The organism is Magnetospirillum moscoviense (genome assembly GCF_001650635.1).
Taxonomy (GTDB): Bacteria; Pseudomonadota; Alphaproteobacteria; order Rhodospirillales; family Magnetospirillaceae; genus Magnetospirillum; species Magnetospirillum moscoviense.
The window spans coordinates 1-25624 of record NZ_LWQU01000138.1 but is presented as its reverse complement, the minus strand read 5'-3'; the positions used below and the strand labels follow the sequence as shown (position 1 = coordinate 25624).

Below are 25624 nucleotides of genomic sequence, written 5' to 3'. Positions count from 1 at the left end.
CCGTCCGTGGGGACTCGATCAGGGGGCGAGTAAAGCGAATGCGTGTATCGACGGTCGTCAGCCTTGGCATGGGTTTGGTGGTCCTCGCCAACATCGTGCTTGTCGGGCGTGTCATCGCACCGCAACTGGACATGCAGGCGCGTGTCCAGACGGGCATGGCGGCCGAGCGGATGATGGGCCTGGGCCTCGCCGCGGCGTCGAAAATATCGGCGGAACGCGGCCCGGCGAACGGTGTGCTCGGCAGCGACGTTCCGCTGCCGCCCGAACGGGTCGAGGCGCTGAAGGTGGCCCGGGCGGCCTCCGACCAGGCGTTGAGGGATGTCGAGACGGCGGCTTCGGCCAAAGTGGTGCTGCGCCGGATCGACACCGTCACCGATTCTCTGGCCGCCGCCGGGCGCCAGTTGACCCAAGCCCGGCGCATGATCGACGATTTGGCGACCCGGCCGCGCGCCACCCGCAACGATGCCGCGGTGACGGCCGCGGTCACCGCCATGATCGATGTGTTGCCGTTGCTGTCGCCAGGCCTGAACGTCATCGAGAACAATCTGGCCCAGGCCGACCCGGCGCTGATCAATTACGTCACCATCGCCCGCCTGGCGACCGAGATGCGCGATTACGCCGGTCAGCTGGGGTCGGTGTTCACAGCCGCCTTCGTCGGCCGCCGGCCGCTGAATGCCGACGAACACGCCCGCATTGACAACCTGCTGGGTATCATCGGGGTGCTGGACATCCAGTTGCGGCTGGCCTTCGACAAGACCGGGGCGCCCGACGACCTGAAGGCGGCGCTGTCCGTGATCGATTCCGATTTCGTCGGCGGTGGCCTGCCGCTGGTCCGCAAGATTCGCGCCATCGGCCGCACCAGCGGTGAGTATGGCATGAACGCCGCCGAGTTCGCCAAGGTCTACGTGCCGCAGATGAACGTCATCTTGAACTTGCGGGTTGTTGCCCTGGAGGCGATTTCCACCCGTATCGGCAGGTTGGACCATGATAGCAGGCAGTCGCTGGCCACCAGCGTGGTGCTGGCCGTCATCGTCGGGCTCTCGATCGCGCTGTGCTTCCTGTTGATTATCCAGCGCCTGTCGCGCCCGTTGTCCCATGTTCATCGGGCGCTGGGTCAGTTGGCGGCGGGTGCGGACGAGGTCAACCTACCCGCTATCGCCCGGCACGACGAGGTCGGCGAGTTGTTCGCCGCCCTGAAACGTCTGGTCGAGGTGGTGCGTGGCCGCGCCAGCGAAAGCTATGTATCAGGCATGGTGGCCCGGATCACCGCCGACTTGCAGGCGGCCGAAGACTTCGAGCGCCTTGCCGACGCGCTGTTCTCGAATCTCGCTCCGGTGCTGGAATTGGGCGTGGCCAGCTATTTTCGGACAGACGGCGAATCCGTGGATCTGATCTATTGTGGCGGCTACGCCCGCGTCGGTGACGTGCGTTCCAGGCGCACCGTCACACGGGGTGACGGGCTGGTCGGTGAATGCGCAGCCACCCGCCAGGTCATCCGCATTGACGATCCGCCGCCCGATTACCTGCGCGCTCAAACCGGCCTGGCCCAGGCGATACCGCGCGCCATCCTGCTGCTGCCCATCGTCGGTGGCGATGATTTGCTGGGTGTGGTCGAGATGGGTTTGCTTAAGCCTCTGGCCCCGCAGGACCTGACTGTCCTGGATACAGTGCTGCCGGTCCTGGCGATGCGGATGGAAATTCTGGCGCGTTCCGAACGGACCCGCCAGTTGCTGGAAGCGACCCAGCAGCAGGCTCGGGAACTGACCGCTCAGCAAGGCCGCATTCAGTCGCTGCTGGCCGAGCAGGACGCCATCTTCGACAACGCCCCAATGGGGATCATGTATACCGCCTCGGGGGTGATCCAGCGGGCCAATCCGGCGATGGCCGAACTTCTGGCCCATTCGGTCGAGGAATTGAAGGGGTACGAGGCTGCCGGCCTGTTCACCTCGCCGGAAAGTCACCGCAGTTTTGGCGGCATGGTCGGGCCGAAGCTGGCGGCGGGCGATGGCATCCATTACGAATGGGATTTGAAGCGCGGCGACGGGCGGGTGTTCAAGGCGGCGATCTCGGCCAAGGGCGTCCATCTGGAGGGGATGGAACGCGCCTCGATCTGGATCGTCGAGGACATCACCGAGCGCAAGCGTCTGGAACGCGAGATGCAGGAAAGCGGCGAACGGCTGCGCCGTATCCTGGAAAACAGCCCAGCTGGTGTCTCGATCAATACCGAAGACGGACGGCCGGCTTTCGCCAACCGCCGCTTGGCCGAGATGCTGGGGGCATCGGTCGATCAATTGATGACCCGCAACGCCGCTGCGGCCTGGCTTGATCCTGGCGATCGCCAGGATTTCATCGAGCAATTGCGCCGCGATGGAGCGGTTCGCGATTTCCAGACCCGGTTCGTCCGCGACGACGGCCAACCGATCACCGTGTTGCTGACATCGGCTCTGACCGAATTCGCCGATGGCCGCCATCTTGTCACCTGGATATACGACATCACCGAACGTCAGAAGGCAGAAGACGCGGTTCGGGTCGCCAGTGCCGAGCAGCAGGCGATTTTGGAAGCGGCGACGGTCGGAATCGCCTTCTTGAAGAATCGGGTGATCGTGCGCGGCAACCCGCGCCTGGACAAGTTGTTCGGCTATGAACCGGGCGAACAGGTCGGCCTATCGACCCGGATATGGTTCCCCGACGACCAAAGTTACGCCGACGTCGATGAGGCCTACGAAGCCTTGGGCCGCGGCGAGGTCTACCACCGCGAACAGAATTACGTCCGCAAGGACGGCTCTCGTTTCTGGTGCCGGATCAGCGGCAGCGCCGTCGATTCTTCGGATCTGTCGCGCGGTTCAGTGTGGATGCTGGAAGACGTCACCGAGGCCCGCGCGGCGGCCGAGGCTCTGGCTCGCGCCAAGGAGGTGGCCGAGGATGCCGCCCGCACCAAGTCCGACTTCCTGGCCAACATGAGCCACGAGATCAGGACACCGATGAACGCCATCATCGGCATGGCCCATCTGGCCCTCAAGACCGAGATGACGCCGCGCCAGCGCGATTACGTCAAGAAGATCCAGCAATCGGGCCAGCACCTGTTGGGGATCATCAACGATATCCTGGATTTCTCGAAGATCGAGGCCGGCAAGCTGGAAGTCGAGGTCTCGGAAGTCCATCTCGACAAGGTGCTGGAAAACGTCGCCAACCTGATCTCGGACAAGGCCACCGCCAAGGGGCTGGAACTGCTGTTCGACATCGGTCCCGGCGTGCCGCTGGACTTGATGGGCGATTCGCTGCGCCTGGGGCAGGTGCTGATCAATTACGCCAACAACGCGGTCAAGTTCACCGACGAGGGCGAAATCGTCGTCGGCGTCCATCTGGTCGAGGATTTTGGCGCCCAGGTCTTGCTGCGCTTCGAGGTCAAGGATACCGGCATCGGCCTGACCGAGGAACAGAAAGGCCGCCTGTTCCAAAGCTTCCAGCAGGCCGACAGCTCGACCACCCGCAAATTCGGCGGTACCGGCCTGGGGCTGGCGATCTCGAAGAAACTGGCCGACCTGATGGGGGGCGAGGTCGGTGTCGATAGCGTGCCCGGCCAGGGATCGACCTTCTGGTTTACCGCCCGACTGGGCAAAGGCAAACAGCGCGCCCCGATGCTGCCCGAGGCCGATTTGCAGGGCCGGCGCATGATGGTGGTCGATGACAACGAGAACGCCCGCGCCGTGCTGGTCGATATGCTGACCTCGATGTCGTTCAACGTCGATTCGTTCGAATCCGGCCCCCCGGCGATCGAAGCCATCCGCGAAGCCATGTTGGCTGAGCCCTACGAGGTGGTGTTTCTGGACTGGCAGATGCCCGGCATGGACGGGCTTGAAGTCGCCGAGGCGATCCATTCGATCCGCTTGCCGTTCCCGCCGCACCTGATCATGGTCACCGCCTATGGCCGCGAAGAGGTGATGAAGGGCGCGCAGGCCGCCGATATCGGCGAAGTCCTGATCAAGCCGGTCAACCAGGCGGCCTTGTTCGACAGCGTCATGCGGGTGTTCGCCTCGGACGATCGCCGCGGCGAGGGCGACGACGGTCCAGCCGCAGCCGTCCAGAACCTGGAGGCCCTGAAGGGCGTCAAGGTGTTGCTGGTCGAGGATAACGACCTGAACCAGGAGGTGGCCGGCGAAATCCTGCGCGATGCCGGCTTGGTGGTCGATATCGCCGACAACGGCCAGATCGCTGTCGATATGGTCAAGGCCGGCTCGTACGACTTGATCTTGATGGACATGCAGATGCCGGTGATGGACGGCGTTACCGCCACCCGTGAAATCCGCAAACTGGGGCTGGATCGCCTGCCGATCATCGCCATGACCGCCAACGCCATGCAGGTCGATAAGGATCGTTGTTTGGAAGCGGGCATGAACGACCATATCGCCAAACCCATCGACCCCGATTCGATGTTCGCCACCTTGCTGAAATGGCGCAGCTCGGTTGTCGATCGGCCGCCGGTCCCGCAACCGCTCGACGATGGATTGGTCGCTCGCCTGCATGACCTGCTGGCCGCCGACGACCCCGAGGCCGAGGAGTTGGTCGAATCCAACATGGTCCCGCTGCGCAAGCTTTTGGGGGCCAAGACCAACCGTTTTGCCAAGCTGGTGCGCGAGTTCGACTTCGACAAGGCGCTGAAGCTGCTTCAGGGGGAAGACGGCCCGGCTGGACGCCCAGAACTGCCCGATATCGATCCCGACGTGTTTGATTTCGACCGGATGGGGGCGATCTACAAGTGGGACATGGGACGCATCCGGCCTCTGCTGGCAGCCTTCCTGGCCGACTCTGCCTCCAAGGTGGCCCGAATCGGTTCTGAAACGGACCTGGCGGCCTTGCGCGAGCTGGCTCACGGGCTGAAGGGCACCGCCAACACCGCCGGCGCGGTGCGGTTGGGCCGTCTGGCCGCCGATGTCGAGAATGTCGCCAAGGAGGGCAATGCCGAGGCGGTCGAGATGCTGGCACCGCTGCTGCCGGCGACCCTGAATGAGTTGAAGGACGCGCTGGCGTCCGTCATGGACGACAAAGGTGACGCATGAGTGACAACGAACTGCGACGAATCAAGGTGCTGCTGATCGACGACGAACCGTTCATCCGCTTGACCATTCGTCAGATCCTGATGCAGATCGGCATTCCGCCGTCGAATTTGTACGACGCCGGCGACGCCACGGCCGGTCTGGCCGAGACCTTGCGGGTGCGGCCCAGCGTCGTGCTGTGCGACATCCACATGCCGGGTGACGACGGGCTCTCCTATGTGGCCAAGGTCCGTTCCGCGCCGATCCCCGACGTGGCCGCCACCCCAGTGGTGATGTTGACCTCGGATTCGGGCGAGGAGGCGGTGATGGCCGCCAAGGGCCATAAGGTCGCCGGCTATCTGGTCAAGCCGGTGTCGATCGCCGCCGTCAAGAAATCCATCGAACGCGCATTGAAGGTGACGCTGCCATGAGTGATGACCTCCGCCAGAATGTCCTGGTCGTCGATGACACCCCGGATAACTTGAAATTGATGAGCGCCCTGCTCAAGGACCTCTATCGTGTCAAGATCGCCAATTCCGGCGCCAAGGCGCTGTCGATCGCTTCGTCCGATTCGCCGCCCGACCTGATCTTGCTGGACATCATGATGCCCGAGATGGACGGCTACGAGGTGTGCCGCCGCTTGAAGGCCGACCGCTCCACCCGCGACATTCCGGTGATCTTCCTAACCGCCAAGGCCGAGACGGAGGACGAGGAACTGGGGTTGAAGTTGGGCGCCGTCGATTACATCACCAAGCCGATCAGCCCGCCGATCGTGATGGCCCGCGTCGAGACCCAGTTGAAGCTGAAGGCCAGCGCCGACTTCCTGCGCGACAAGGCCGACTATCTGGAAGCCGAGGTGGCGCGGCGCACGCGCGAACTGACGGCCATCCAGGACGTCACCATCCTGGCCATGGCGTCCTTGGCCGAAACCCGCGATTCCGACACCGGCAACCATATCCGTCGCACCCAGTATTATGTTCGCGTCTTGGCCGAACGGCTGAAGGACCATCCGCGTTTCGCGGCAACTTTGGACGATCCGACCATCGACATGCTGTTCAAGTCGGCGCCGCTGCACGACATCGGCAAGGTCGGCATTCCCGACCGCATCTTGTTGAAGCCCGGCCGCTTCGAACCGGCCGAGTTCGAGATCATGAAGACCCACACCACCCTGGGCCGCGATGCCATCGAGCATGCCGAGAAATCGCTGGGTACCCCGGTCGAGTTTCTGTCGATGGCCAAGGAAATCGCCTATGCCCACCAGGAAAAGTGGGACGGCAGCGGCTATCCGTTGGGGCTGTCGGGCGACGACATCCCGATCTCGGCCCGCCTGATGGCGGTGGCCGACGTTTACGACGCCCTGATCAGCCGCCGCGTCTACAAGGAGGGTATGCCCCATGAAAAAGCGGTACAGATCATCGCCGACGGCTCGGGGTGCCACTTCGATCCCGATATCGTCGAGGTCTTCATGGCGATGCAGGACGAATTCAAGACCATCGCAGCCCGTTTCGCCGATTCGGACGGAGATCTGGACAGGAAACGGGACTACCTCGAAAAAGCCGGCGACTGACATCAAAATCTGAGACGAAGGTCGCGGGTACAGCTTCCGAAGCGGACTCGGTCATCGCTGTTCGCCAAAATTGGCATCCTGCCCCCGCAACCAACTTCAACGTTCATCCAGCCTTAAATAAAGCCTTGGCCGAAGGTGACGTGCCCCTGGGGGGCGGATCTTTTTCGGTAAGAGCTTCCGGATGAAAATTCCTGGGCCGGTCAAGAGTTCAAAACTGCACGCCATAGGTGGACTGCACGCCCCAGGTCTCGGTGTCGCCGATCTGACCCAGGATCGAATCGTAGGTGTGGGTGCGTTTCCAGCCAATTGCGATGCCAAGTCCCATGGCGAAGGTGTAGCCCGCCGACGCCGTCACGGTCCGGTCAAGGTTGCTGAACCCATTCAGGCCGGTGCCGTCATCGGGTTCGATGTTCCAGCGGTAGGACCGCACGGCCGAGGCCGACCAGCCCCCATTCGTCGCCTCGATCCCGAAGGTGATGTAGCGGGCGTCCTGATTCATCGACTGACCGGTACTGGAGTCGATTACGGCGCCGCCGACATGTTGGATGCGGGCGTACTCGGCAATCGGCGTCAGGGTCACGGCCTTGCTCAGCGTCAGCGGATAGCGGGCGCCCGCCACCTGCGCCATCTGGTCCTGGGTGCCATCCTGGCCATGGCGAAGGACATCGTAACCCAGATGCAGCTCCAACCCCGGCAATGCGGGAATGTCACTGGCGTCCAGGGTCAGCGCGAACGATGACGGACTCTCGGTGTTGCCGACGCCGCCGTACCAGCCGCGCATGGCTCGGTAGCGCGAGGAGTCGGTCTGGCCGTAGCGAGCCCGGGTGATATAGGCGTTGCTGAGGAACGTGTTGTCGAGAAAGAACACAGCCGCACCCGGCGCCAGAGTTCCCAGCGGTCCGGCATCAATGGCGTAGGAGCCGCCGGCGCCGATGGCTTCCCGCACCAGGTAGTCTCCGGCGAAATCGGCGCCGTAGAGCCCCGGAGCAAATTTGCCGGCCAAGCCGAAACCGGGATTGAACTTGCCCCCGTAGACGATCAGCGGCCCCTTTTCCCATTTCAGGTTGAGTTCTTCGATGAAGGCGCCTTCGTCTTGAAAGGCGCGGGATTGGCTCGCAGACCGCACCGGCTCGAAGGTTATGGTCGAACGCAGCGACAATTCGGGCGTGAAGAATGTCCCCAGTCTGCCGATTGCGACCAGGTAGGTGTCGCTCATTTGCTTGTCGGGAAGGGTCGATTGGGTGGCGATGTCGGACTGGAGGATCACGTCGATCGCTCCAACCAACGCCGGAAACGAGGTCGCGCCCGGTTCCGCCGCGACGATGGATTGCGGTACCAGAATTGCCGCAACCGACAGGCAAAGGGCTTTTCGCATAGGATTACGGCGCCGCCGCCTCCCCATCTGCCGGCGGCGGCGCCGCTTGGTTCTTGGGAGCGTGCTGGCCAACGCTGCGGCGCAAGGAGGAGTGCAAATCCTGCTGGTGCCTACCGGACGATGGTTCACTGCTGTGCGCCCCGTCCCTTGCGACCTCGGGCACTCTCGGCTGCGGTACTGCGCGATGCAAACGCTGGCGGTTGGGTTGCGAGGCCCGGCTTTGGAGCGCATCACGGAGCGACCCCTTTCCCGCCGCCTGGGTGGGCGCCGGTTCCAACAGGCCGGACGCCACCAGCACCACCGCCAACACGATCAACCTGCGCAATGTCCCTCTCGGTCCCGGTCACCCGGGGTGGTTAACCGCCCAGCATGGCTTTCAGGTAACCCATCATCTCATTGGCACCACCAAGGACAGTCTTTCCGGCCTGGGCCATAATGTTGTTCACGGTAAAACGGACAATCTCCCCGTCCATCCCCGCAACCGGAACCGGAACCGATTCAGTGGCAACGTTTTGGGTGAACGGCGCTCGCCCGTTGTCGCCAATACGGGTTTGACTCTGCTTCTGGAACTTATCGGTGTTCCCGAAGGCGAGTTGCAAATTTTGAAAGGAGTCCGCGGGCATGGCTTCTAGGTTTAGGGCGTAGACCCCTGGGGGCGATGCGACTTCGGCCTCCGCGACGCTCTTCTCCGCAAGCTGGGCCACCGCCGAGCCGTCCTGTAATGACTGCGCCAACGCGGCCCGATTGGACAGTGCGATCGTTTCGGTGGGCGTAACGCTCGTTCTCAGACGGGACAGCACCCTCGCGGCCGAGTGAGTCCCCCTGGCGTGCTGGACCGGACTCGCCCTGTGGTGGACCGTCTCCTTCGCGGCGGCCCGCCTTTCGGCGGCCAGCCCGGACGAGGCGGTGGCCGCGAAGACGACGCAAGCAGAGGCGGCAAGAAGAATTATGCGCATGGATTGCCTCCTGGACGTTCTGTCGATAACAGCGAGAAATCTCTACTTTGCCGTGCCGTCGGTCTTTGACAGCAATTCCTCGACGATACTGGGGCCGGCGATGCGGTCTTGAATCATATTGAGCGAGGCCACAAAAAATCGGCCCCGGTCATCCAGCTTGGCCACAGCCTCCTCCCAGGATCCGTTCGCCGCCCTCAGGTCATCGTCGGTCTTGGCCACGCCGACGCGCGACACATGGAGGCCGTACATGGCCAGGCTGACGGCATGGAGCTTCCGGATGTTGCCCAGGTCGATGAGTTGCTTCACCTGCGCCTGGACGGCCCCCATGGTCGCCGGATCGGCCTTGGCCATGCCCGCCTCGACCCGGCCGTTGGCGGCCAGCACCTCGGCGGCGAGCGCACCGTCCAGGGTGCACCCAGCGCTTCCGGCCTGGGCGGGGTCTGTCTGCACGGGAATAACCGGCAAGTTTCCGGCGGCATGGTTCCGCATCGCCATCAGCATGTTCAGGAGAAAATCCTCTGGGCCGACATTGGTCGGAGAATCCGTCGCCAGCGCTTCCGCCAGCTGCGTCAATTCCTCGATCACCAGCGCATCACGATAATAGGCGCTGGCGACCAGGTCGCGGGCCAGAAGCACACGCTGATCGCGCTGCGCCTCGGCCAGCCCATCCTGGCCGTCGCCGGTCTGAGCCGCCGCGATCCGCTTGGCGATCGGCAGCATCGCTCGACTATTGATCAGCCGGAAGGCTTGGAAACGCTGGCCCGCCTCGCCGACGGCCGCGGCGACGGAACAGGGCGCGGCCTCGTCCGCTCGGCAAAGGGACGTGCTGCATGTCAGCAGGGCGAGGGAGGCGACAAAAATCCGAAACCGCATGTCACGCCCCATTTGGCCTATCCCATATAGCATGAATAGATGTCATGTTGGCGAATTAGTCACAAGTAACTTCTCGACCGCCATTCATAAAAATGACGCTCTATGTTTCACGGCATGAAGGCGCTCGGATATTGCTTTGCCTGGCGCCCCAGCCGAACAATGTCTGAGGCTGATCCCGGCCGGGGTGTTAGCAAATGCAACATTAACAATGACTTATTTGCCGCTTTGCCTTCATTTCACGGTTCACTTTCTCCTGTGACTATAAGATGATAACGGCCAACTGGTGATACCAACGTCACCGGGTGGACGGGAGGAATGACGTGACCATCAACAGACGCGAGTTTTTCCGGCTAGGCGGGACCGCCGTTGCCGGAACAACCGCCAGCGCCCTGGGGTTTGGATCCCTGGAGGCGGTAGCGGCCGAAGTCAGGCCCTACAAGCTGGCGCGAACCACCGAGACCCGCAACACCTGTCCGTATTGCTCGGTCAGCTGCGGTGTCATCATCCACACCACCGGCGACGGTTCGAAGAACACCAAGGCCGAGATCGTGCATGTCGAGGGCGACCCCGACCATCCGGTCAACCGTGGCTCGCTGTGCCCCAAGGGTGCGGCGCTTCTGGACTTCATCCGCTCGGAGACCCGGGTCAAGCAGCCGATGCACCGCGCGGCGGGCGAGGCGGGCTTCAAGCCGGTCAGCTGGGACTTCGTGATGGAACGGGTCGCTCGTCTGATGAAGGACGACCGCGACGCCAACTTCAAGCAGGCCAGCGACGACGGCAAGACTCTGAATCATTGGCCGACCACCGGCTTCCTGGCCGGTTGCGCCACCACCAACGAAACCGGCTGGCTGACCTACAAGGCGGTCCGCTCGCTCGGAATTATTGCGCTCGATAATCAGGCCCGTATTTGACACGCCCCCACGGTGGCCAGTCTGGCTCCAAGTTTTGGGCGTGGTGCGATGACCAACGGGTGGAACGACATCAAGAACGCTGATGTCGTGCTGGTGATGGGCGGTAACGCCGCCGAAGCGCATACCTGCGGCTTCAAGTGGGTGACCGAGGCCAAGTCGGGCAACGGCGCCAAGTTGATCGTGGTCGATCCGCGCTTCACGCGCACGGCCGCGGTTTCCGACCTGTACGCGCCGTTGCGTCCGGGTTCCGATATCGCCTTCCTGGGCGGTATCATCCATTACCTCCTGTCCAACGAGAAGATCTTCAAGGATTACGTCCTGGCCTATACCAACGCCGCCTTCATCGTGAAGGAGGGGTTCGGTTTCGAGGACGGCCTGTTCAGCGGTTACAACGCCGAGAAGCGCGATTACGACCGTTCGAGCTGGGATTACGAATATGACGAGGCCGGGCAGGCCAAGCTGGACCCGACGCTGGAGAACCCGCGCTGCGTGTTCAACCTGCTGAAGGTGCATTATTCCCGCTATACGGCCGAGATGGTCGAGAAGACCTGCGGCACGCCCAAGGACCTGTTCTTGAAGGTGTGCGAGCTGATCGCCACCACCGCCACCGGCGCCAAGACCCTGACCAGCCTGTACGCCTTGGGCTGGACCCAGCATTCCAAGGGCTCGCAGAACATCCGCAACATCGCCATCATCCAGCTGCTGCTGGGCAATATGGGTGTTCCGGGTGGCGGCATCAACGCGCTACGCGGTCACTCGAACGTGCAGGGTATCACCGATTTCGGTCTGTTCTCGAACTCGGTGCCGGGCTATCTGGCCATGCCCAACAGCAAGGAGACCACGCTCGAGGAATATCTGAAAACCCGGGCTTTCAAGCCGATTCGGCCCGATCAGATGTCGTTCTTGCAGAATTATCGCAAGTTCTTCGTCTCGTTCCTGAAGGCGATGTACGGCAAGAACGCCACGGCGGAAAACCAGTTCGGCTTTGACTGGTTGCCCAAGGTGGACGTCAACCTCGACACGCTGCGGCAATTCGAGCTGATGTTCCAGGGCAAGATGAACGGTTTCATCTGCCAGGGCTTCAATCCGCTGATGAGCGTACCCAACCGCAAGAAGCTGATCGCCGGCCTGTCCAAGCTGAAATATCTGGTGGTGATGGACCCGCTTCATACCGAAACGGCCCATTTCTTCGAAAATCACGGCGAGATGAACGACGCCGATCCCGCGAAGATCGCCACCGAGGTATTTCTGCTGCCGACCAATTGCTTCGCGGAAGAGGAAGGCACCTTCACCAACTCGGGCCGCGTCATCCAGTGGCACTGGAAGGCGGCGGAGCCCCCGGGCCAGGCCAGGACCGACATCCAGATCATGGCGGACCTGTTCCTGCGGCTGAAAGCGTTGTACGCCAAGGAAGGCGGCAAGTTCCCGGACCCCATCATGAATGTGGACTGGAGCTACCGTAATCCGGCCAAGCCGACCGCCGACGAGCTCTTACGCGAGATCAACGGCCGGGCTTTGGCGGATCTGCCTGATCCGGCTGATGCCACCAAGCCGCCGATCAAGAAGGCCGGCGAGCTGATGGACATCTTCGCCCAGTTGAAGGACGACGGAACCACGTCTTGCGCCAACTGGATCTATTCGGGGTGCTACACCGAAAAGGGCAACATGACCGCCCGGCGCGACCCGTCCGATCCGTCGGGCAAGGGCATCCATCCCAATTGGGGTTATGCCTGGCCGGCCAACCGGCGCATCTTGTACAACCGCGCCTCGGCCGATCCGTCGGGCAAGGCATGGAATGCCAAGAAGAAGGTGATCGAGTGGAACGGCAGCCGCTGGGCGGGCATCGACGTGCCCGATTTCGGGCCGCTGATCGACCCGACCCAAAAGGCGACCGGTCCCTTCATCATGAACCCGGAAGGGGTGGGGCGGCTGTTCACCAGGGGCATGATGCGGGAAGGCCCGTTCCCCGAGCATTACGAACCGTTCGAAAGCCCGGTGGCCAACCCGTTCCACACCAAGGTTCAATCGAACCCGGTGGCCCGGGTGTTCAAGGGCGACCTGGAAGTGTTCGGCAAGTCCGAGGACTTCCCCTACGTCGCCACCACCTACCGTCTGGTCGAGCATTTCCACTATTGGACCAAGCATGCCAAGATGAATGCCGTCCTGCAGCCGGAACTGTTCGTCGAGATCGGCGAGCAATTGGCCAAGGATAAGGGCATCGCGTCCGGCGACATGGTCGAAGTGTCGTCGAACCGGGGCCGCATCAAGGCCAAGGCGGTGGTCACCAAGCGCATCAGGCCGCTGGTTTGCGATGGCAAGCCTGTCCATATCGTCGGCATTCCCATCCATTGGGGCTTCATCGGAGCCACAAAGAAGGGATTCGGCGCCAACCAACTCACTCCATACGTCGGCGATGCCAACACCGAGACGCCCGAATACAAGGCGTTCCTGGTGAACATCAAGCGTATCGGCCCGGCGGCGTAGGGAGGGACTGACAATGGCTAGTTTGCAATCCCTGGATGTCCGCAACCGCTCGGCCAGCACGGCTGTACCTCCTTCGGTCCGCAAGGACCTGGAAGTCGCCAAGCTGATCGACGTCTCGAAATGCATCGGCTGCAAGGCGTGCCAATCGGCCTGTATGGCCTGGAACGACTTGCGGCCCGATGTGGGCGTCAATTCCGGCATCTACGACAACCCCGAAAACCTGGGCCCGGCCGCGTGGACGGTGATGCGTTATACCGAACACGAGGAAGCGGGCCGCTTGGAGTGGCTGATCCGCAAGGATGGCTGCATGCATTGTACGGACCCGGGCTGCCTCAAGGCCTGCCCGTCGCCCGGCGCCATCGTGCAGTACGCCAACGGCATCGTCGACTTCGTGCAGGAAAACTGCATCGGCTGCGGCTATTGCGTGAAGGGCTGTCCCTTCAACGTGCCCCGCATCTCGAAGGCCGACAACCGCGCCTATAAGTGCACCCTTTGCTCGGACCGGGTGGCCGTCGGCCAGAGCCCGGCCTGCGCCAAGGCCTGTCCGACCGGAGCCATCGTGTTCGGGTCGAAGGAAAGCATGGTCGATCACGCCCAGGGCCGCATCAAGGACCTGCAATCGCGTGGCTACGACAAGGCCGGTCTTTATGACCCGCAGGGCGTGGGCGGCACCCACGTCATGTATGTCCTGCACCACGCCGACCGGCCGGAACTGTATTCCGGCCTGCCCAACAACCCCGAAATCAGCCCGATGGTGGCGCTGTGGAAGGGGGCGTTGAAGCCTTTGTCGATGATCGGCATGGGCATGGCGTTGCTGGCTGGTCTGTTCCACTTCGTCACCAAGGGCCCGAACGAGGTCACCGAGGCGGATGAAGAGAACGCCCGCAAGCTCAAAGGGAGGGACGCGGCATGACGACGAGCACCGAAAAGGTCGCGGTCGTCCGCGACACCTACACCCGCTACAATCCCAGCGAGCGGGCCAATCATTGGCTGGTGGTGGTCTGCGCTCTGTTGCTGATGCTGTCGGGTCTGGCCTTCTTCCATCCGGTCTTCTTCTGGCTGACCGCCCTGTTCGGCGGCGGCCAGGCGGCCCGGGCGATCCATCCGTGGATCGGGGTGGTGCTGGCCATTTCCTTTACCTTCATGGGCATCCGTTTCTTCCGCCAGAACATCTGGACCAAGGAAGACAGCGAATGGATGAGCCATGTCGGCGACGTCATCAACCACCGGGAAGACAAGGTCCCCGAGGCCGGCCGGTTCAACGCAGCGCAGAAGCTGGTCTTCTACGTCATGTTCTGGTCGGTGGTGACCCTCTTCCTGTCGGGCCTGGTCCTGTGGCAGCATTATTTCGGCGATGCCTTCCCCATCGGGCTGCAGCGCTTCGCCGGACTGGTGCATGCCGTGATGGCGGCGGCGATGATCATCACCATGATCATCCACATCTATGCCGCCATCTGGAACGCCGGTTCGGTCCGCGCCATGACGCGCGGGCCGGTGACCGGCGGCTGGCTGTGGAAGCATCATCGCCGATTCTTGCGTGAGGAGGTCGGCGGACGTAAATGAGCGACAGTCCCGAAACGTTGCAGACCGGGGGCGGAACGACCGTACCGCCCCCGGTCGTCCTTCTGCCCGATCCCGCGCTGATGTTCGACCGCAGGTCCCGGCGTCTTGCCGCCTGGGCCGACGATCATCCGATGGGCGAGTATCTGGCGTTCCTGTCCCATCTGGCCGCCGCCCAGCATCGTGCCGTCAAGGCCTTGGGCGACGTTCCGTGTCCCGCCGAAGCCATCATCGCGCGGCGTCGCGCCGCCGGCATGCCGTTGCTGCCGCGTGAGGCGTCGTATCTGACCAACGATTGGCGCCTGGCCTTGGCGGCCATCCTTGACGCCTTCGCCGCCCAGCCTTTGCCGGATGCGGCGCGATCGGTGATCGAGCAGTTGGCGGCCATGCCGGCGCCCGAGCAGGATGCGCTGGCCGCCGCCTGCCTGACCGGCCAGGCCGCGCCCGACGATCTGGCGCGGGGATTGTTCGTCTTGGCGGCGCTGCAGGTGTTCTGGGCCAAGGCCTTGCCCGGCCTTGATCCGGCGACCATCCAGCCGCTCGATCCGCCCGGCCTGTGCCCGGTCTGCGGTTCGGCTCCGGTGGCGGGCCTGACCATGGCGGCCGAGCCGCTGGAAGGGGTGCGCTATCTGGCTTGCGGCCTGTGCGGTTGCCATTGGCATTATCCGCGTGCGCAATGTTCGTCCTGCGGGTCCGACAAGGACATCGCCTATCTGGCCTTCGAGGGGCCGGCCGGCCATGTGCGCGGCGAGACCTGTTCCGATTGCCGCACCTATCTCAAGCTGTTCGACGAGGCCAAGTCGCCCGGCGCCGAGCCCTTCGCCGACGATCTGGCGACGGTCGGGCTGGATCTGCGTCTGGCCGAGGAGAACTGGCACCGTGCTGTGGCCAATCCATTCCTGCAGGCGGGGGGCGGGTGAGTCCGCTTCCCGCCGTCCACGCCGTCCTGTCCGCGCCGGATGCAGCACCGCTGCTGGACCGCTTCGGCCGCGACGATACCGTGTCGGCGGTGCGTGAGGCGCTCGATTCCTTGCGTCAGGCCGGCCACACCGCCGATGTCGGGCAGGTGGTGGTGTCGGCTGCCGCCATCCTGGATTACCGCCACCGCCCGCGGGTGCGGCCGGTCTTCAACTTGACCGGCACCGTCTTGCACACCAATCTGGGCCGGGCGCCGTTGCCCATGGAAGCGGTCGAGGCCGCCACCGCCGCCATGACCGGGGCCATTCCGCTGGAATTCGACCTCGGCCGGGCCAAGCGCGGCGACCGCGATGATCTGGTCGAGAATTGGCTGTGCCGCCTGACCGGCGCCGAGGCGGCCACCGTGGTCAACAACAATGCCGGTGCCGTGCTGTTGATGCTGCACGCCCTGGCGGCCAAGGCCGAAGTGGTGGTCAGCCGCGGCGAGTTGGTGGAAATCGGCGGCGCCTTCCGTATCCCCGAGGTAATGAGCCGGGCCCAGGCCCGCCTGCGCGAGGTCGGCACCACCAACCGCACCCACCTGCGCGACTTCGAAGCCGCCATCGGCCCCAAGACCGCCGCCCTGATGAAGGTGCACACCAGCAATTACGCGGTAATCGGCTTCACCGCCCAGCCGGCCGAGGCGGAATTGGCCAAGCTGGCGCACGATCACGGATTGCCGTTCCTGGTCGATCTGGGCGCCGGTTCGTTGATCGATCTAGAGCGCTATGGCCTGCCGCACGAGCCGACCCCGCGCGAGACCCTGGCCCAGGGCGCCGATCTGGTCAGCTTTTCCGGCGACAAGCTGCTGGGCGGTCCCCAGGCCGGTATCATCGTCGGCCGCAAGGATCTGATCGCGCGGATCAAGAAGAACCCGCTGAAGCGGGCGCTGCGCATGGACAAGATCCGGCTGGCAGCGCTGGAGGCGGTGTTGAAGCTTTACGCCGATCCCGACCGACTGGCCGAGCGGCTGCCGACGCTTCGGCTGCTGACCCGCAAGGCCGACGATATCAAGGCCCTGGGCGAACGGCTGCTGCCCGCTGTCCAGGCGGCGATGGACGGCAAGGCCCGGGTCACCCTGGAAGCCTGCCACAGCCAGATCGGCAGCGGTGCCCTGCCGGTCGATCTGTTGCCCAGCTGGGCATTGGTGATGCGGCCCGTGACCCCGATCCGCTCGGAAGGGCGCTGGCTGGAGCAAATGGCGGCCGAGTGGCGCGAGCATCCGGTCCCGGTGATCGGCCGCGTCGCCGACGGCGCCCTGTGGCTTGATTTGCGCTGTCTCGAGGACGAGACGGCCCTTCTGGCGCAGCTGGCATGATCGTCTGCACCGCCGGCCATATCGACCACGGCAAGACCGCGCTGGTGCGGGCGTTGACCGGCGTGGATGCCGACCGGCTGGCCGAGGAAAAGGCGCGCGGTATCACTATCGATCTCGGTTTCGCCTATTTGCCCATGCCCGACGGCAGCGTGATGGGCTTCGTCGATGTTCCGGGCCACGAGCGCTTCATCCACAATATGCTGGCCGGCGTCTCGGGGCTGGATTTCGCCCTGCTGGTGGTGGCCGCCGATGACGGTGCGATGCCGCAAACGGTGGAACACCTTCACATCCTCGACCTGCTTGGGCTGTCGCGCGGTCTGGTGGCGATCACCAAGGCCGATCTGGCCGACCCGCCCCGCCTGGCCGCCGTCGAGGCCGAAGTGCGGGCGCTGCTGGACGGCACCTCTTTGGCCGACATCCCCATCCTCGCCGTCTCCAGCCGAACCGGGATCGGCGTGGATCGTGTCGCCGACCACCTGTCGCAGGCTGCCGCCGCGATCGGGCGCGAGGTGAGTGGGCGGTTTCGTCTGGCCGTGGACCGTTCGTTCACCCTGTCGGGCGCCGGCGTGGTGGTGACCGGGACCGCCTTTTCCGGGCGGGTGGCGGTCGGTGACCGGTTGCTGCTGTCGCCATCGGGGCGCGAGGTCCGCATCCGCTCGCTGCATGCCCAGAACCGCAAGGCCGAAAGCGGTGAGGTCGGGCAGCGTCTGGCCTTGAATCTGGCGGCGCCGCAATTGTCCAAGGACGACATTCTGCGCGGCGAATGGGTGCTTGATCCCGCCCTGCATCTTCCGGTCAGCCGGATGGACGCGACCTTCCGCCTGCTGCCGGGCGAGCCTCGCGGCTTGGCCCACTGGACGCCGGTGCATCTGCATCTGGGCGCCGCCCATGTGCCCGCCCGCGTCGCTTTGCTGGAGGCCGACAGCCTGGCTCCCGGCGCATCGGGCCTGGTGCAGCTGGTGCTGGAACGCCCCATCGGCGCCCTGGCCGGCGACCGCTTCATCCTGCGCGATCAGTCGGCCAGACGCACCATCGGCGGCGGCCGGGTCATCGACCTGTTTCCCCCCGCGCGAGGGCGCCGCACCCCGGCCCGCCTGGCCGAGCTGCGCCTTCTGGCCGATTGCGATCCCAGAAACGGTTTGGCCGCCTTGCTGGCGCAAGATCCCGGTTGGGTGGATCTCGAGCGATACCGCATGCAATGGAACCGGCCCGATCTGTCGGTTCCCGGCCTGGTGAGCGTCGGCCGCTTTGGCTTCTCAAGCCAGTCCTGGGCCGAATTCAATCAGCGTCTGCTGGGCGTTCTTGGCGCCTATCATGAAGCCAATGCCGACCAGCCGGGACTGCAGATGCCAAGGCTGCGTTCGGCGCTCGGTCCCAAGCTGCCGGTCGATCTGGTCGCATGCCTGGTCGAGGCGGCGGTGGCCGACGGCGCCGTGGCTCAGGACGGGCCGTGGCTGCGCCTGCCCACCCATCAGGTGCGCCTGTCGTCCGCCGACGAGCTGTTGTGGGAAGAGGCGCTTCCCCTGTTGTCGGATGGCAATCGCTTTCGTCCGCCCAGGGTGCGCGATCTGGCCCAGGCACTGGGGACCCCGGAAGCCGAGATGCGGGCGCTGATGAAGCGGCTGGCCCGCATGGGCAAGGTGGTGTTGATCGCCCAGGATCATTATTTCCTGCGTCCGGTCGTGGCCGAAATGGCCCAGATCGTCGCCGAATGTGGACAGGCCGCCAAGGATGGCTGGATAATCGCGGCCGAGTTCCGTGACCGGCTCGACAATGGGCGTAAGGTTGCCATACAAATACTCGAGTACTTCGATCGCGTCGGACTGACCATCCGCAGGGACGACCAGCGCAAGGTGCGCACGGACCGTCTGACGCTGTTCGGAACGTTTGATGGAAGGGAATCGTCCCTGGTGGGGCGGACGGACTTCAAATCCGGAAACGGTCGGTCGCCGGCTGTTGGTGGGTTCGACTCCCACTCCCTTCCGCCATCATGACCCAGTTGCGCGTCATCGATAGCGGCCTTCGTGGGGCGCGGGCCAACATGGCGTTCGGGGCCGCGCTGGTTTCCGGGCGTCGGCGCGGTACTTCGCCCGATACGCTGCGATTCTTCCGCTTTCCGCCGACGGTGCTGATCGGCCGTCATCAATCCCTGACCGCCGAAGTCGATCTGTCACGGGCCGATGGGGTGGAATTGGCTCGCCGGCTGACCGGTGGCGGCGCCGTCTATATCGATCCCAGGCAAATCTGCTGGGAAGTGGTCATGGCGGCGAGAGCACCCTTGCCCGAGATGACGGCCCATGTGTGCGAAGCGGTGGCGTCCGGGCTCGAGCGTCTGGGGGTGGCGGCCCGCTTCCGGCCCGGCAACGACATCGAGGTCGCGGGGCGCAAGATTTGCGGCACCGCCGGCTATGCAGAGGACGGCATCATGCTTCTTCACGGCACCTTGCTGATCGATGCCGACATCGCCCGCATGGCCGACGTGCTGACCCCGCCCGCCGATAAGCTGGCCCGCCACGGCGCCGGAGGGGTCGCCGAGCGGGTCACCAGCCTGCGCGCCATCCTGGGTCAGGTCCCGTCCTTCGAGGCGGTGAAGGACGCGGTGACGAACGGCATGGCCTCGCTGGGCTTCACGCCCTATGCTGGCGAGATCGCTTCGCCGGAAGAACAAGACGCCGCCCAACTGCTCGCCGGACCATTGGGCGGCGAACACTTCCTGGAAACCGGAGATTTGGATGCCGACTAAGCTTGTCGTGCTGCTGGCCAATACCGATCCCGATCGGCCGATCGAGGTCGGCGCGCCATTGTTCCAGGCCGCCGTCGCCGCCTCGATGGATTGCGAGGTCGATGTTGTTCTTACCGGAGCGCCCGGTATCTTGATGAAGAAAGGGGTGGCCGAGGCTCTGGTCCTGAAAGCCGATTCGGGTAAGACCGCCTATGATTTCATCAAGATGGCCAAGAAGGCCGGCGCTCGGTTCCTGCTTTGCGCCGCTACCGCCGACCTGCACGGTCTGGGGCCCGACGACCTGATCCCCGAATGCGACGGGCTGGCGGCGGTGACCGAATATGTCGCCGACCTGATGGACGACAATTGCCGGGTGCTGACCTTCTGATGGTCAATACCTTCGACTTCCCCGCCGACCGTTTCTACGATGCCGGCCGCCACATGTGGTTCAAGGAGGAAGCGCCGGGCCTGTTCCGCGTCGGCATCACCGGCCTGGGGGCCAAGACGGTCGGCGATCTGGTCGCCTTCATGCCCAAGCGGGTCGGCGGCCGGGCCGAGGCCGGGCGTTCCATCGCCACGGTAGAAAGCGGCAAGTGGGTGGGCGCGGTGCGCGTTCCCTTCTCGGGCGAAGTCGTCGAGGCCAACGAGGCCCCCATCGACCGGCCCGAACTGATCAACCAGGACCCGTTCGGCCAAGGTTGGATGGTGGCGATCCTGGCCGACGATCCCGACGCCACCCGCGCCCTGCTGGCATCGGGGCTGGCCGAATGTGGTGGACCCTGAATGGGGTTATGCGCGGAGCGCGGCCCGTGCCGGGCTCGCTCAGTCGCCGCGCGGGCTTTATGCGCGAAGCGCTGCCCGGATCTAACCCGCCACCGCGACCATGGCCGGACCGGCGGTCAGGTCACCAACGATGGCGGCATCGGCGAAGCCGTGCTCGCGGAAGATGGCCAGCACCTCGTTGACGGCGTTCAGGCTGCATGACACCAAAAGGCCGCCACTGGTTTGCGGGTCGGTCAGCAGGTTGCTTTGCCATTGCGGCAAAAGGTCGAGGCCCGAGACCTTGGTGCCGTAGCTGGTCAGGTTGCGGCCCGAGGCGCCGGTGACGATGCCGGCCTGGGCCAGTTGCCCGGCCTCGGGGATCACCGGAATCCGGCTGGCCTTCAAGCGAACGGTCAGCTTGCCGCCGCGCGCCATCTCAAAGGCATGGCCCAGCAGGCCGAAACCGGTGACGTCGGTCATCGCCCTGACGCCGTCCAGCGCCGCCAGATCGGGACCGGGGGTGTTGAGACGGGTAGTGACGTCGACCATGGTGCGATAGCCCTCGGGCGACAATTTCCCTTTCTTCAGGGCCGCCGACAGGATGCCGACGCCGATGGGCTTTCCCAGCACCAGGACGTCGCCGGCCTGGGCCTTGTCGTTGCGTTTGATGTGCTCGGTTTTGCCCAGGCCCAGCGCCACCAGCCCATAGATCGGCTCGACCGAATCGATCGAATGCCCGCCGGCCAGCGGTATGCCGGCGGCCTGGCAGACGGTCAGTCCGCCGCGCACGATGTCGCGGATGATCTGGTCAGGCAGCTTCTCGATCGGCATGGCCAAGATCGCCAGGGCCAGGATGGGGCGAGCGCCCATGGCATAGACGTCCGAGATGGCGTTGGTCGCGGCGATGCGGCCGAAATCGTAACCATCATCGACGATGGGCATGAAGAAGTCGGTGGTGGCGACGATCGCTTGGCCGCCGCCGATATCGTACACGGCAGCATCGTCCCCGTTCTCGAGGCCGACCAGCAGGCCGGGATAGGGCAGGGCGTCCTTGGGCAGCTCGGCCAGGATGCGCTCGAGCACGGCCGGGGAGATCTTGCAGCCGCAGCCGCCACCATGGGAAAAGCTGGTGAGCTTGACGGGTTCGGACATGTCCACGAGTCTCCGTTGCGGCCCACAAGGGCGAGGTCGCGCCACCAGGGGCGCCGAGATGGTCGTCGCGGGGAAGTGGCCTGGGCATATCCCGGCGATGCGCCGGAGGCGGTCTGAACCAGACACGATGGCCCCAAGGCCAGAACTTCAGGATGGGTTGCTGTTCGATTCCTGTCAAGCCGTGCGCCGACCACGTCTTCGTCTTGGAAGCCTCGGCAACCTATCCCCAGCATGAGATGCGGGCCCTGGCCGAAAAGTTGACGGTTCTCCAAAGCAAAAAAATGGCCTGCACGTCCATCGGCGTGCAGGCTTTTCAGTTCATCCGATCCGGTGGCGGTCTAATCAGCGATTTCGCCCATGGCGGCCTGCAGATAGTTGGGCAGTCCCATGGATTTGATCAGGTCCTGCTGGGTCTCCAGCCAGTCGATATAGTCCTCGACCTCTTCCAGGATCTCGCCCAACTCGTGGCGGGTGATGAAATCCTCTTTGGCTTCGGCCAGGGTGATGGCGGCGACCACCGCCTTGTGCTCGCCCTGGGCCATCCGCAGGTCGTTGGCGATGATCTCCGGCACGTCCTCGCCGATCAGCAGCTTGTCGAGGTCTTGCAGGTTCGGCAGGCCTTCCAGGAACAGAACCCGCTCGATCACCTCGTCGGCGGCCTTCATTTCCTCGATGGATTGCTTGTAGATGGCCTTGCCCAGGTCCTTCAGCCCCCAATTGCGCAGCATGCGGGCGTGCAGGAAATACTGGTGGATGGCGGTCAGCTGGATTTTCAGGATGGCGTTCAGTGCGGCGACGACCTGCTTGTCTCCCTTCATCGCCGCCTCCTTACGAACCGGACGGCGAACCGGCCGCCGACTGCAGGTAATTGGGCAGGCCCAGGCGGTCGATCAGGCCCAATTGCTGCTCGAGCCAATGGGTGTGGTCCTCTTCGGTGTCGTGCAGCAATTCCCGCAGGATCGCCCTGGTCTCGAAATCCTTCTCGGCCTCGCACAGGGCGATGGCCGCCTTCAACTCGCCGACCACCGCCAGCTCATAGGTCAGGTCGTTCTTCAGCATCTCGGGCACGTCCTGGCCGATGGTCAGCTTGGCCCGCTTGCCGACGTCGGGGGTGCCCTCCAGGAACAGGATACGCCGGATGATCTTGTCGGCATGCTCAAGCTCCTCGTCGCGCTCGTGGGCGATGCGGTCGTAAAGCTTGGTCAGGCCCCAATTATGGAACATGCGCGAATGGGCGAAATACTGGTCGGCAGCCGTCAGCTCTGCCGTCAGCAGCTTGGCCAGGGTGTCGAGAACCTTCTTGCTGCCCTTCATGGCGGCCTCCGTCAGGAATATCGAACATTCGATATGCGATTGCGAATAAGTCGCAAGACATCGACACCGGACGGCGAACGCAAGGGGGCAGGTGGGGGGGCTATTCGGTGGTCTTGCCGTCGAAATGCTCGTGCGCGGCCTGGGCCTCGGCGCAGGTCTTGTGGATGGTGCCGTCGATATGTTCCGGCGGGCCGTAGATGGTGTAGAGCCGCAACGGCTCGGTGCCGGTGCTGATGACGTTGTGGCGAGCGTTCTGCGGGACGACGATGCCGTCCTCGGCCTTGACCTTGTGGCAGAGCCCGTCGATCCAGATTTCGCCTTCGCCGGCCTCGATGCGGAAGAACTGGTCGCGGTCGTCATGGACCTCGTCGCCGATTTCGTCGCCGGGCTGGATGGTCATCACCACCAGTTGCAGGTTATGACCGGTATAGAGCACCCGCCGGAAATCGTCATTTTCCTTGGTGAGCTTCTCGATGCAGCCGACAAAGCCTTTCATCTGGACATCCTTTTCGCGAAGGGGGGCAGGCGGCTCGCCGTTCCATCCAAGGGTTTCACTTTGTCACGGCGGCGGTTACCCTGACCATAGAGCAAACGGACGACACGACCTTAGCGAGACAGGCGATGAATCGCCAGCAACGACGCAAGCAGGCGAGCCTGGGCGCCAAGGCGCCACAGATTCCCGCGGGTAACCGTTTTCACGTCGAAGCCATGGCGCACCATCAGGCTGGCCGGCTGGATCAGGCCAAGGCGGCCTATGGGGCGGCGCTGAACCGTGAGCCGAACAATCCCTTCATCCTTCACCATCTGGGGATCGTCGCCTGCCAGTTGGGTGACCTGGATGGCGGCCTGGCCTATCTGGCCCAGGCGGTGGCGGCCAAGCCCGATTTCGCCGAGGCCCAGTGCAATTACGGCCAGGCCTTGTTCGACCGGGGCCGCTTCGCCGAATCCTTGGCCGCCTTCGACAGGGCCGTGGCGGCCAAGCCGGAATTCGCCGACGGCCACGACAAGCGCGGCAAGGCGCTGCAGCGGCTGGGGCGCTTCGCCGAGGCGGCGGCCGCCCACCGCCAGGCCTGCGCCCTGGCCCCCGGTCTGGCCTCGGCCTGGAGCAATCTGGGGGCCGCCTGTCTGGAACTGGGGCTTGATGCCGAGGCCGAGGCGGCCTGCCGGCGGGCCTTGGCGATGGTTCCCACCATGGCGGTGGCTCGGATCAATCTGGGCCTGACCCTGGCCCGCACCGGCCGCGAGGCCGAGGCAGAGGCGGCCTTGCGCCAGGCGGCGGTCGATGATCCCCGGTCGGACGCGCACTACAATTTGGGCTGCATGCTCAGTGCTTCCGGCTGTCTGGACATGGCGGTCGGCGCCTTCCAGGCCCAATTGGCGACGGTGCCCCATCATGCCCTGTCGGCCAACAATCTGGGGGTGGCGCTGCGTGGACTGAACCGCGTTTCCGAGGCCGAAACGGTTCTGCGCCGCGCCCTGGCCCTGGCACCCGATTCGGCCGAGGCCCGGTTCAATCTGGCCCTGACCTTACTGGTCGGCGGGCAATTGGCGGCCGGCTGGCCCGAATACGAGGCGCGGTGGGGCTTGAAGGCCTGGGCGACCGTCGGCCTGATGCGCGCCCGCCCGCAATGGCGGGGCCAGCCCGCTGAAGGCCAGAGGATTCTGATCCATGCGGAGCAGGGCCTGGGCGACACCATCCAGTTCGTCCGCTACGTGCCGCGCGTTGCCGCCCTGGGGGCCAAGGTGGTGCTTGAGGTCCAGCCGGAACTGGTCACCTTGCTGCAAGGCCTGTTGCCCTTCGCCGAAATCATCGGGCGGGGAACGCCCTGCGACTATCATCTGCATTGTCCGTTGCTCAGCCTTCCCGGCATCTTCCAGACCAATCTGGAGACCATCCCGGCCGAGCGTCCCTATGTCAGCGCTGACCCGGCCCGGATCGAGCCATGGCGCCGCCGGCTGGCGTCGCAGCGCGGCCGGCGGGTCGGGCTGGTGTGGGCCGGCAGTGCCGACAATACCAACGACCGCAACCGCTCGCTGTCGCTGGCGGCGTTGGCGCCCTTGCTGAACCGGCCCGGCATCCGCTGGATCTCGCTGCAAAAGGGCCGGGCCGAGGCGGCGGGCGATCCCCGACTGATCGATCTGGGGCCGGACCTGACCGATTTCGCCGAGACGGCGGCATTGGTCAGCCTGTTGGATCTGGTGATCACCGTCGACACCTCGGTCGCCCATCTGGCCGGGGCGATGGGCAAGGATGTCCGCGTGATGCTGCCCTTCGCGCCGGACTGGCGCTGGCTGCTGGATCGCACCGACAGCCCGTGGTATCCGACCATGCGCCTGTTCCGCCAGCCCGCCTCTGGCGACTGGGACAGCGTGGTGGCGGCGATCGGGAACTCGCTTTAACAAGCTGCGGAGAAGCGCAGATTTAGCGTTCCATGCCCTTTTGCGTCATGCCCGTGCTTGACACGGGCATCCACGCGGCGGCGCAACAAAATCGAATGGAAACAGCGCGTTATGCGGATACGCGGTAACTGGGGCAAAAGTCCGGGCGCCCCTTGGCGCACGACTCACATTTGATTGAATCCCTGACGGGTTCATGATTCTGTTGGGCATGGCCAAGCCGGCGCTCAATGTTGAAGCATT

At 64.4% G+C, this 25624-nt stretch carries 20 protein-coding genes, 1 tRNA gene and 1 pseudogene; 15 read left to right on the top strand and 7 right to left on the bottom strand.

Annotated elements, in window-relative coordinates:
- Positions 1–38 precede the first annotated feature (38 nt).
- Genes A6A05_RS10415 through A6A05_RS10405 form a run of 3 tightly spaced genes read left to right on the top strand, consistent with a single transcriptional unit; the run spans position 39 to position 6600 of the window.
- The gene (locus tag A6A05_RS10415) at positions 39–5057 is read left to right on the top strand and encodes a response regulator (RefSeq protein WP_082910868.1); all 5019 of its coding nucleotides are present in this window, start codon (positions 39–41) and stop codon (positions 5055–5057) included.
- Complete coding sequence (locus A6A05_RS10410) at positions 5054–5464, top strand: response regulator (RefSeq protein WP_068500296.1); 411 nt, start codon at positions 5054–5056, stop codon at positions 5462–5464. Before A6A05_RS10415 ends, A6A05_RS10410 begins: the two co-directional genes overlap by 4 nt.
- Positions 5461–6600 (top strand): response regulator, encoded by a 1140-nt coding sequence (locus A6A05_RS10405; RefSeq protein ID WP_068500293.1) that lies wholly within the window; start codon positions 5461–5463, stop codon positions 6598–6600. Before A6A05_RS10410 ends, A6A05_RS10405 begins: the two co-directional genes overlap by 4 nt.
- Before the next feature lie 208 nt (positions 6601–6808).
- On the opposite strand, the gene A6A05_RS10400 is transcribed toward A6A05_RS10405, so the two are convergent.
- The 3 genes from A6A05_RS10400 to A6A05_RS10390 form a co-directional block, all read right to left on the bottom strand.
- The gene (locus A6A05_RS10400; protein WP_156521004.1) at positions 6809–7975 is read right to left on the bottom strand and encodes a hypothetical protein; all 1167 of its coding nucleotides are present in this window, start codon (positions 7973–7975) and stop codon (positions 6809–6811) included.
- Between the two features lie 356 nt (positions 7976–8331).
- Positions 8332–8931 carry a hypothetical protein gene (locus A6A05_RS10395; protein ID WP_068500288.1) on the bottom strand — a complete coding sequence of 200 codons (600 nt, stop codon included), beginning with the start codon at positions 8929–8931 and terminating at the stop codon, positions 8332–8334.
- Positions 8932–8973: 42 nt separating this feature from the next.
- Entirely contained in the window at positions 8974–9804 is an 831-nt protein-coding gene (locus A6A05_RS10390; protein WP_156521003.1) for a hypothetical protein, read from the bottom strand.
- 320 nt (positions 9805–10124) lie between these two features.
- Here A6A05_RS10390 and A6A05_RS22290 point away from each other — a divergent pair, with 320 nt between their 5' ends.
- The 11 genes and pseudogenes from A6A05_RS22290 (at position 10125) to A6A05_RS10340 (ending at position 20539) form a co-directional block, all read left to right on the top strand.
- Positions 10125–10715 carry a sulfate ABC transporter substrate-binding protein gene (locus tag A6A05_RS22290; RefSeq protein ID WP_068500282.1) on the top strand — a complete coding sequence of 197 codons (591 nt, stop codon included), beginning with the start codon at positions 10125–10127 and terminating at the stop codon, positions 10713–10715.
- Between the two features lie 12 nt (positions 10716–10727).
- Positions 10728–13199 (top strand): formate dehydrogenase-N subunit alpha, encoded by a 2472-nt coding sequence (gene fdnG, locus A6A05_RS10380; RefSeq protein WP_082910867.1) that lies wholly within the window; start codon positions 10728–10730, stop codon positions 13197–13199.
- A gap of 13 nt (positions 13200–13212) precedes the next feature.
- A complete protein-coding gene (fdxH, locus tag A6A05_RS10375; RefSeq protein WP_082910866.1) occupies positions 13213–14112 on the top strand; it encodes a formate dehydrogenase subunit beta in 900 nt (299 codons plus the stop codon).
- Positions 14109–14762, top strand: coding sequence for a formate dehydrogenase subunit gamma (locus A6A05_RS10370; protein WP_068500269.1), 654 nt, complete (start codon positions 14109–14111; stop codon positions 14760–14762). Before fdxH ends, A6A05_RS10370 begins: the two co-directional genes overlap by 4 nt.
- On the top strand, positions 14759–15679 hold the full coding sequence (gene fdhE / locus A6A05_RS20845; protein ID WP_068500266.1) for a formate dehydrogenase accessory protein FdhE: 921 nt from the start codon (positions 14759–14761) through the stop codon (positions 15677–15679). The genes A6A05_RS10370 and fdhE overlap by 4 nt, the downstream gene beginning before the upstream one ends.
- Positions 15676–17034 (top strand): L-seryl-tRNA(Sec) selenium transferase, encoded by a 1359-nt coding sequence (selA, locus tag A6A05_RS10360; RefSeq protein ID WP_245644260.1) that lies wholly within the window; start codon positions 15676–15678, stop codon positions 17032–17034. The genes fdhE and selA overlap by 4 nt, the downstream gene beginning before the upstream one ends.
- Positions 17031–18833: pseudogene (gene selB, locus A6A05_RS22250) on the top strand (selenocysteine-specific translation elongation factor); the annotation flags it as partial. The gene selA and the pseudogene selB, both read left to right, overlap by 4 nt.
- Positions 18834–18926: 93 nt before the next feature.
- Positions 18927–19022, top strand: a tRNA-Sec gene (locus tag A6A05_RS20840).
- 2 nt (positions 19023–19024) lie between these two features.
- Entirely contained in the window at positions 19025–19777 is a 753-nt protein-coding gene (locus A6A05_RS10350) for a lipoate--protein ligase family protein (protein WP_068500261.1), read from the top strand.
- Entirely contained in the window at positions 19767–20144 is a 378-nt protein-coding gene (locus A6A05_RS10345) for a DsrE family protein (RefSeq protein ID WP_068500258.1), read from the top strand. The genes A6A05_RS10350 and A6A05_RS10345 overlap by 11 nt, the downstream gene beginning before the upstream one ends.
- Positions 20123–20539, top strand: coding sequence for a glycine cleavage system protein H (locus tag A6A05_RS10340; protein ID WP_216635785.1), 417 nt, complete (start codon positions 20123–20125; stop codon positions 20537–20539). The genes A6A05_RS10345 and A6A05_RS10340 overlap by 22 nt, the downstream gene beginning before the upstream one ends.
- A gap of 81 nt (positions 20540–20620) precedes the next feature.
- On the opposite strand, the gene selD is transcribed toward A6A05_RS10340, so the two are convergent.
- The 4 genes from selD to A6A05_RS10320 form a co-directional block, all read right to left on the bottom strand.
- On the bottom strand, positions 20621–21670 hold the full coding sequence (gene selD / locus A6A05_RS10335) for a selenide, water dikinase SelD (RefSeq protein ID WP_068500253.1): 1050 nt from the start codon (positions 21668–21670) through the stop codon (positions 20621–20623).
- A gap of 338 nt (positions 21671–22008) precedes the next feature.
- Complete coding sequence (gene bfr, locus A6A05_RS10330; protein WP_068500250.1) at positions 22009–22488, bottom strand: bacterioferritin; 480 nt, start codon at positions 22486–22488, stop codon at positions 22009–22011.
- A 10-nt stretch (positions 22489–22498) separates the two neighbouring features.
- A complete protein-coding gene (gene bfr / locus A6A05_RS10325) occupies positions 22499–22984 on the bottom strand; it encodes a bacterioferritin (protein ID WP_068500247.1) in 486 nt (161 codons plus the stop codon).
- A 100-nt stretch (positions 22985–23084) separates the two neighbouring features.
- Complete coding sequence (locus A6A05_RS10320; RefSeq protein ID WP_068500243.1) at positions 23085–23480, bottom strand: cupin domain-containing protein; 396 nt, start codon at positions 23478–23480, stop codon at positions 23085–23087.
- Positions 23481–23605: 125 nt separating this feature from the next.
- Here A6A05_RS10320 and A6A05_RS10315 point away from each other — a divergent pair, with 125 nt between their 5' ends.
- Positions 23606–25384, top strand: a complete 1779-nt coding sequence (locus A6A05_RS10315; protein WP_082910863.1) for a tetratricopeptide repeat protein — start codon at positions 23606–23608, stop codon at positions 25382–25384.
- Positions 25385–25624: the final 240 nt, after the last annotated feature.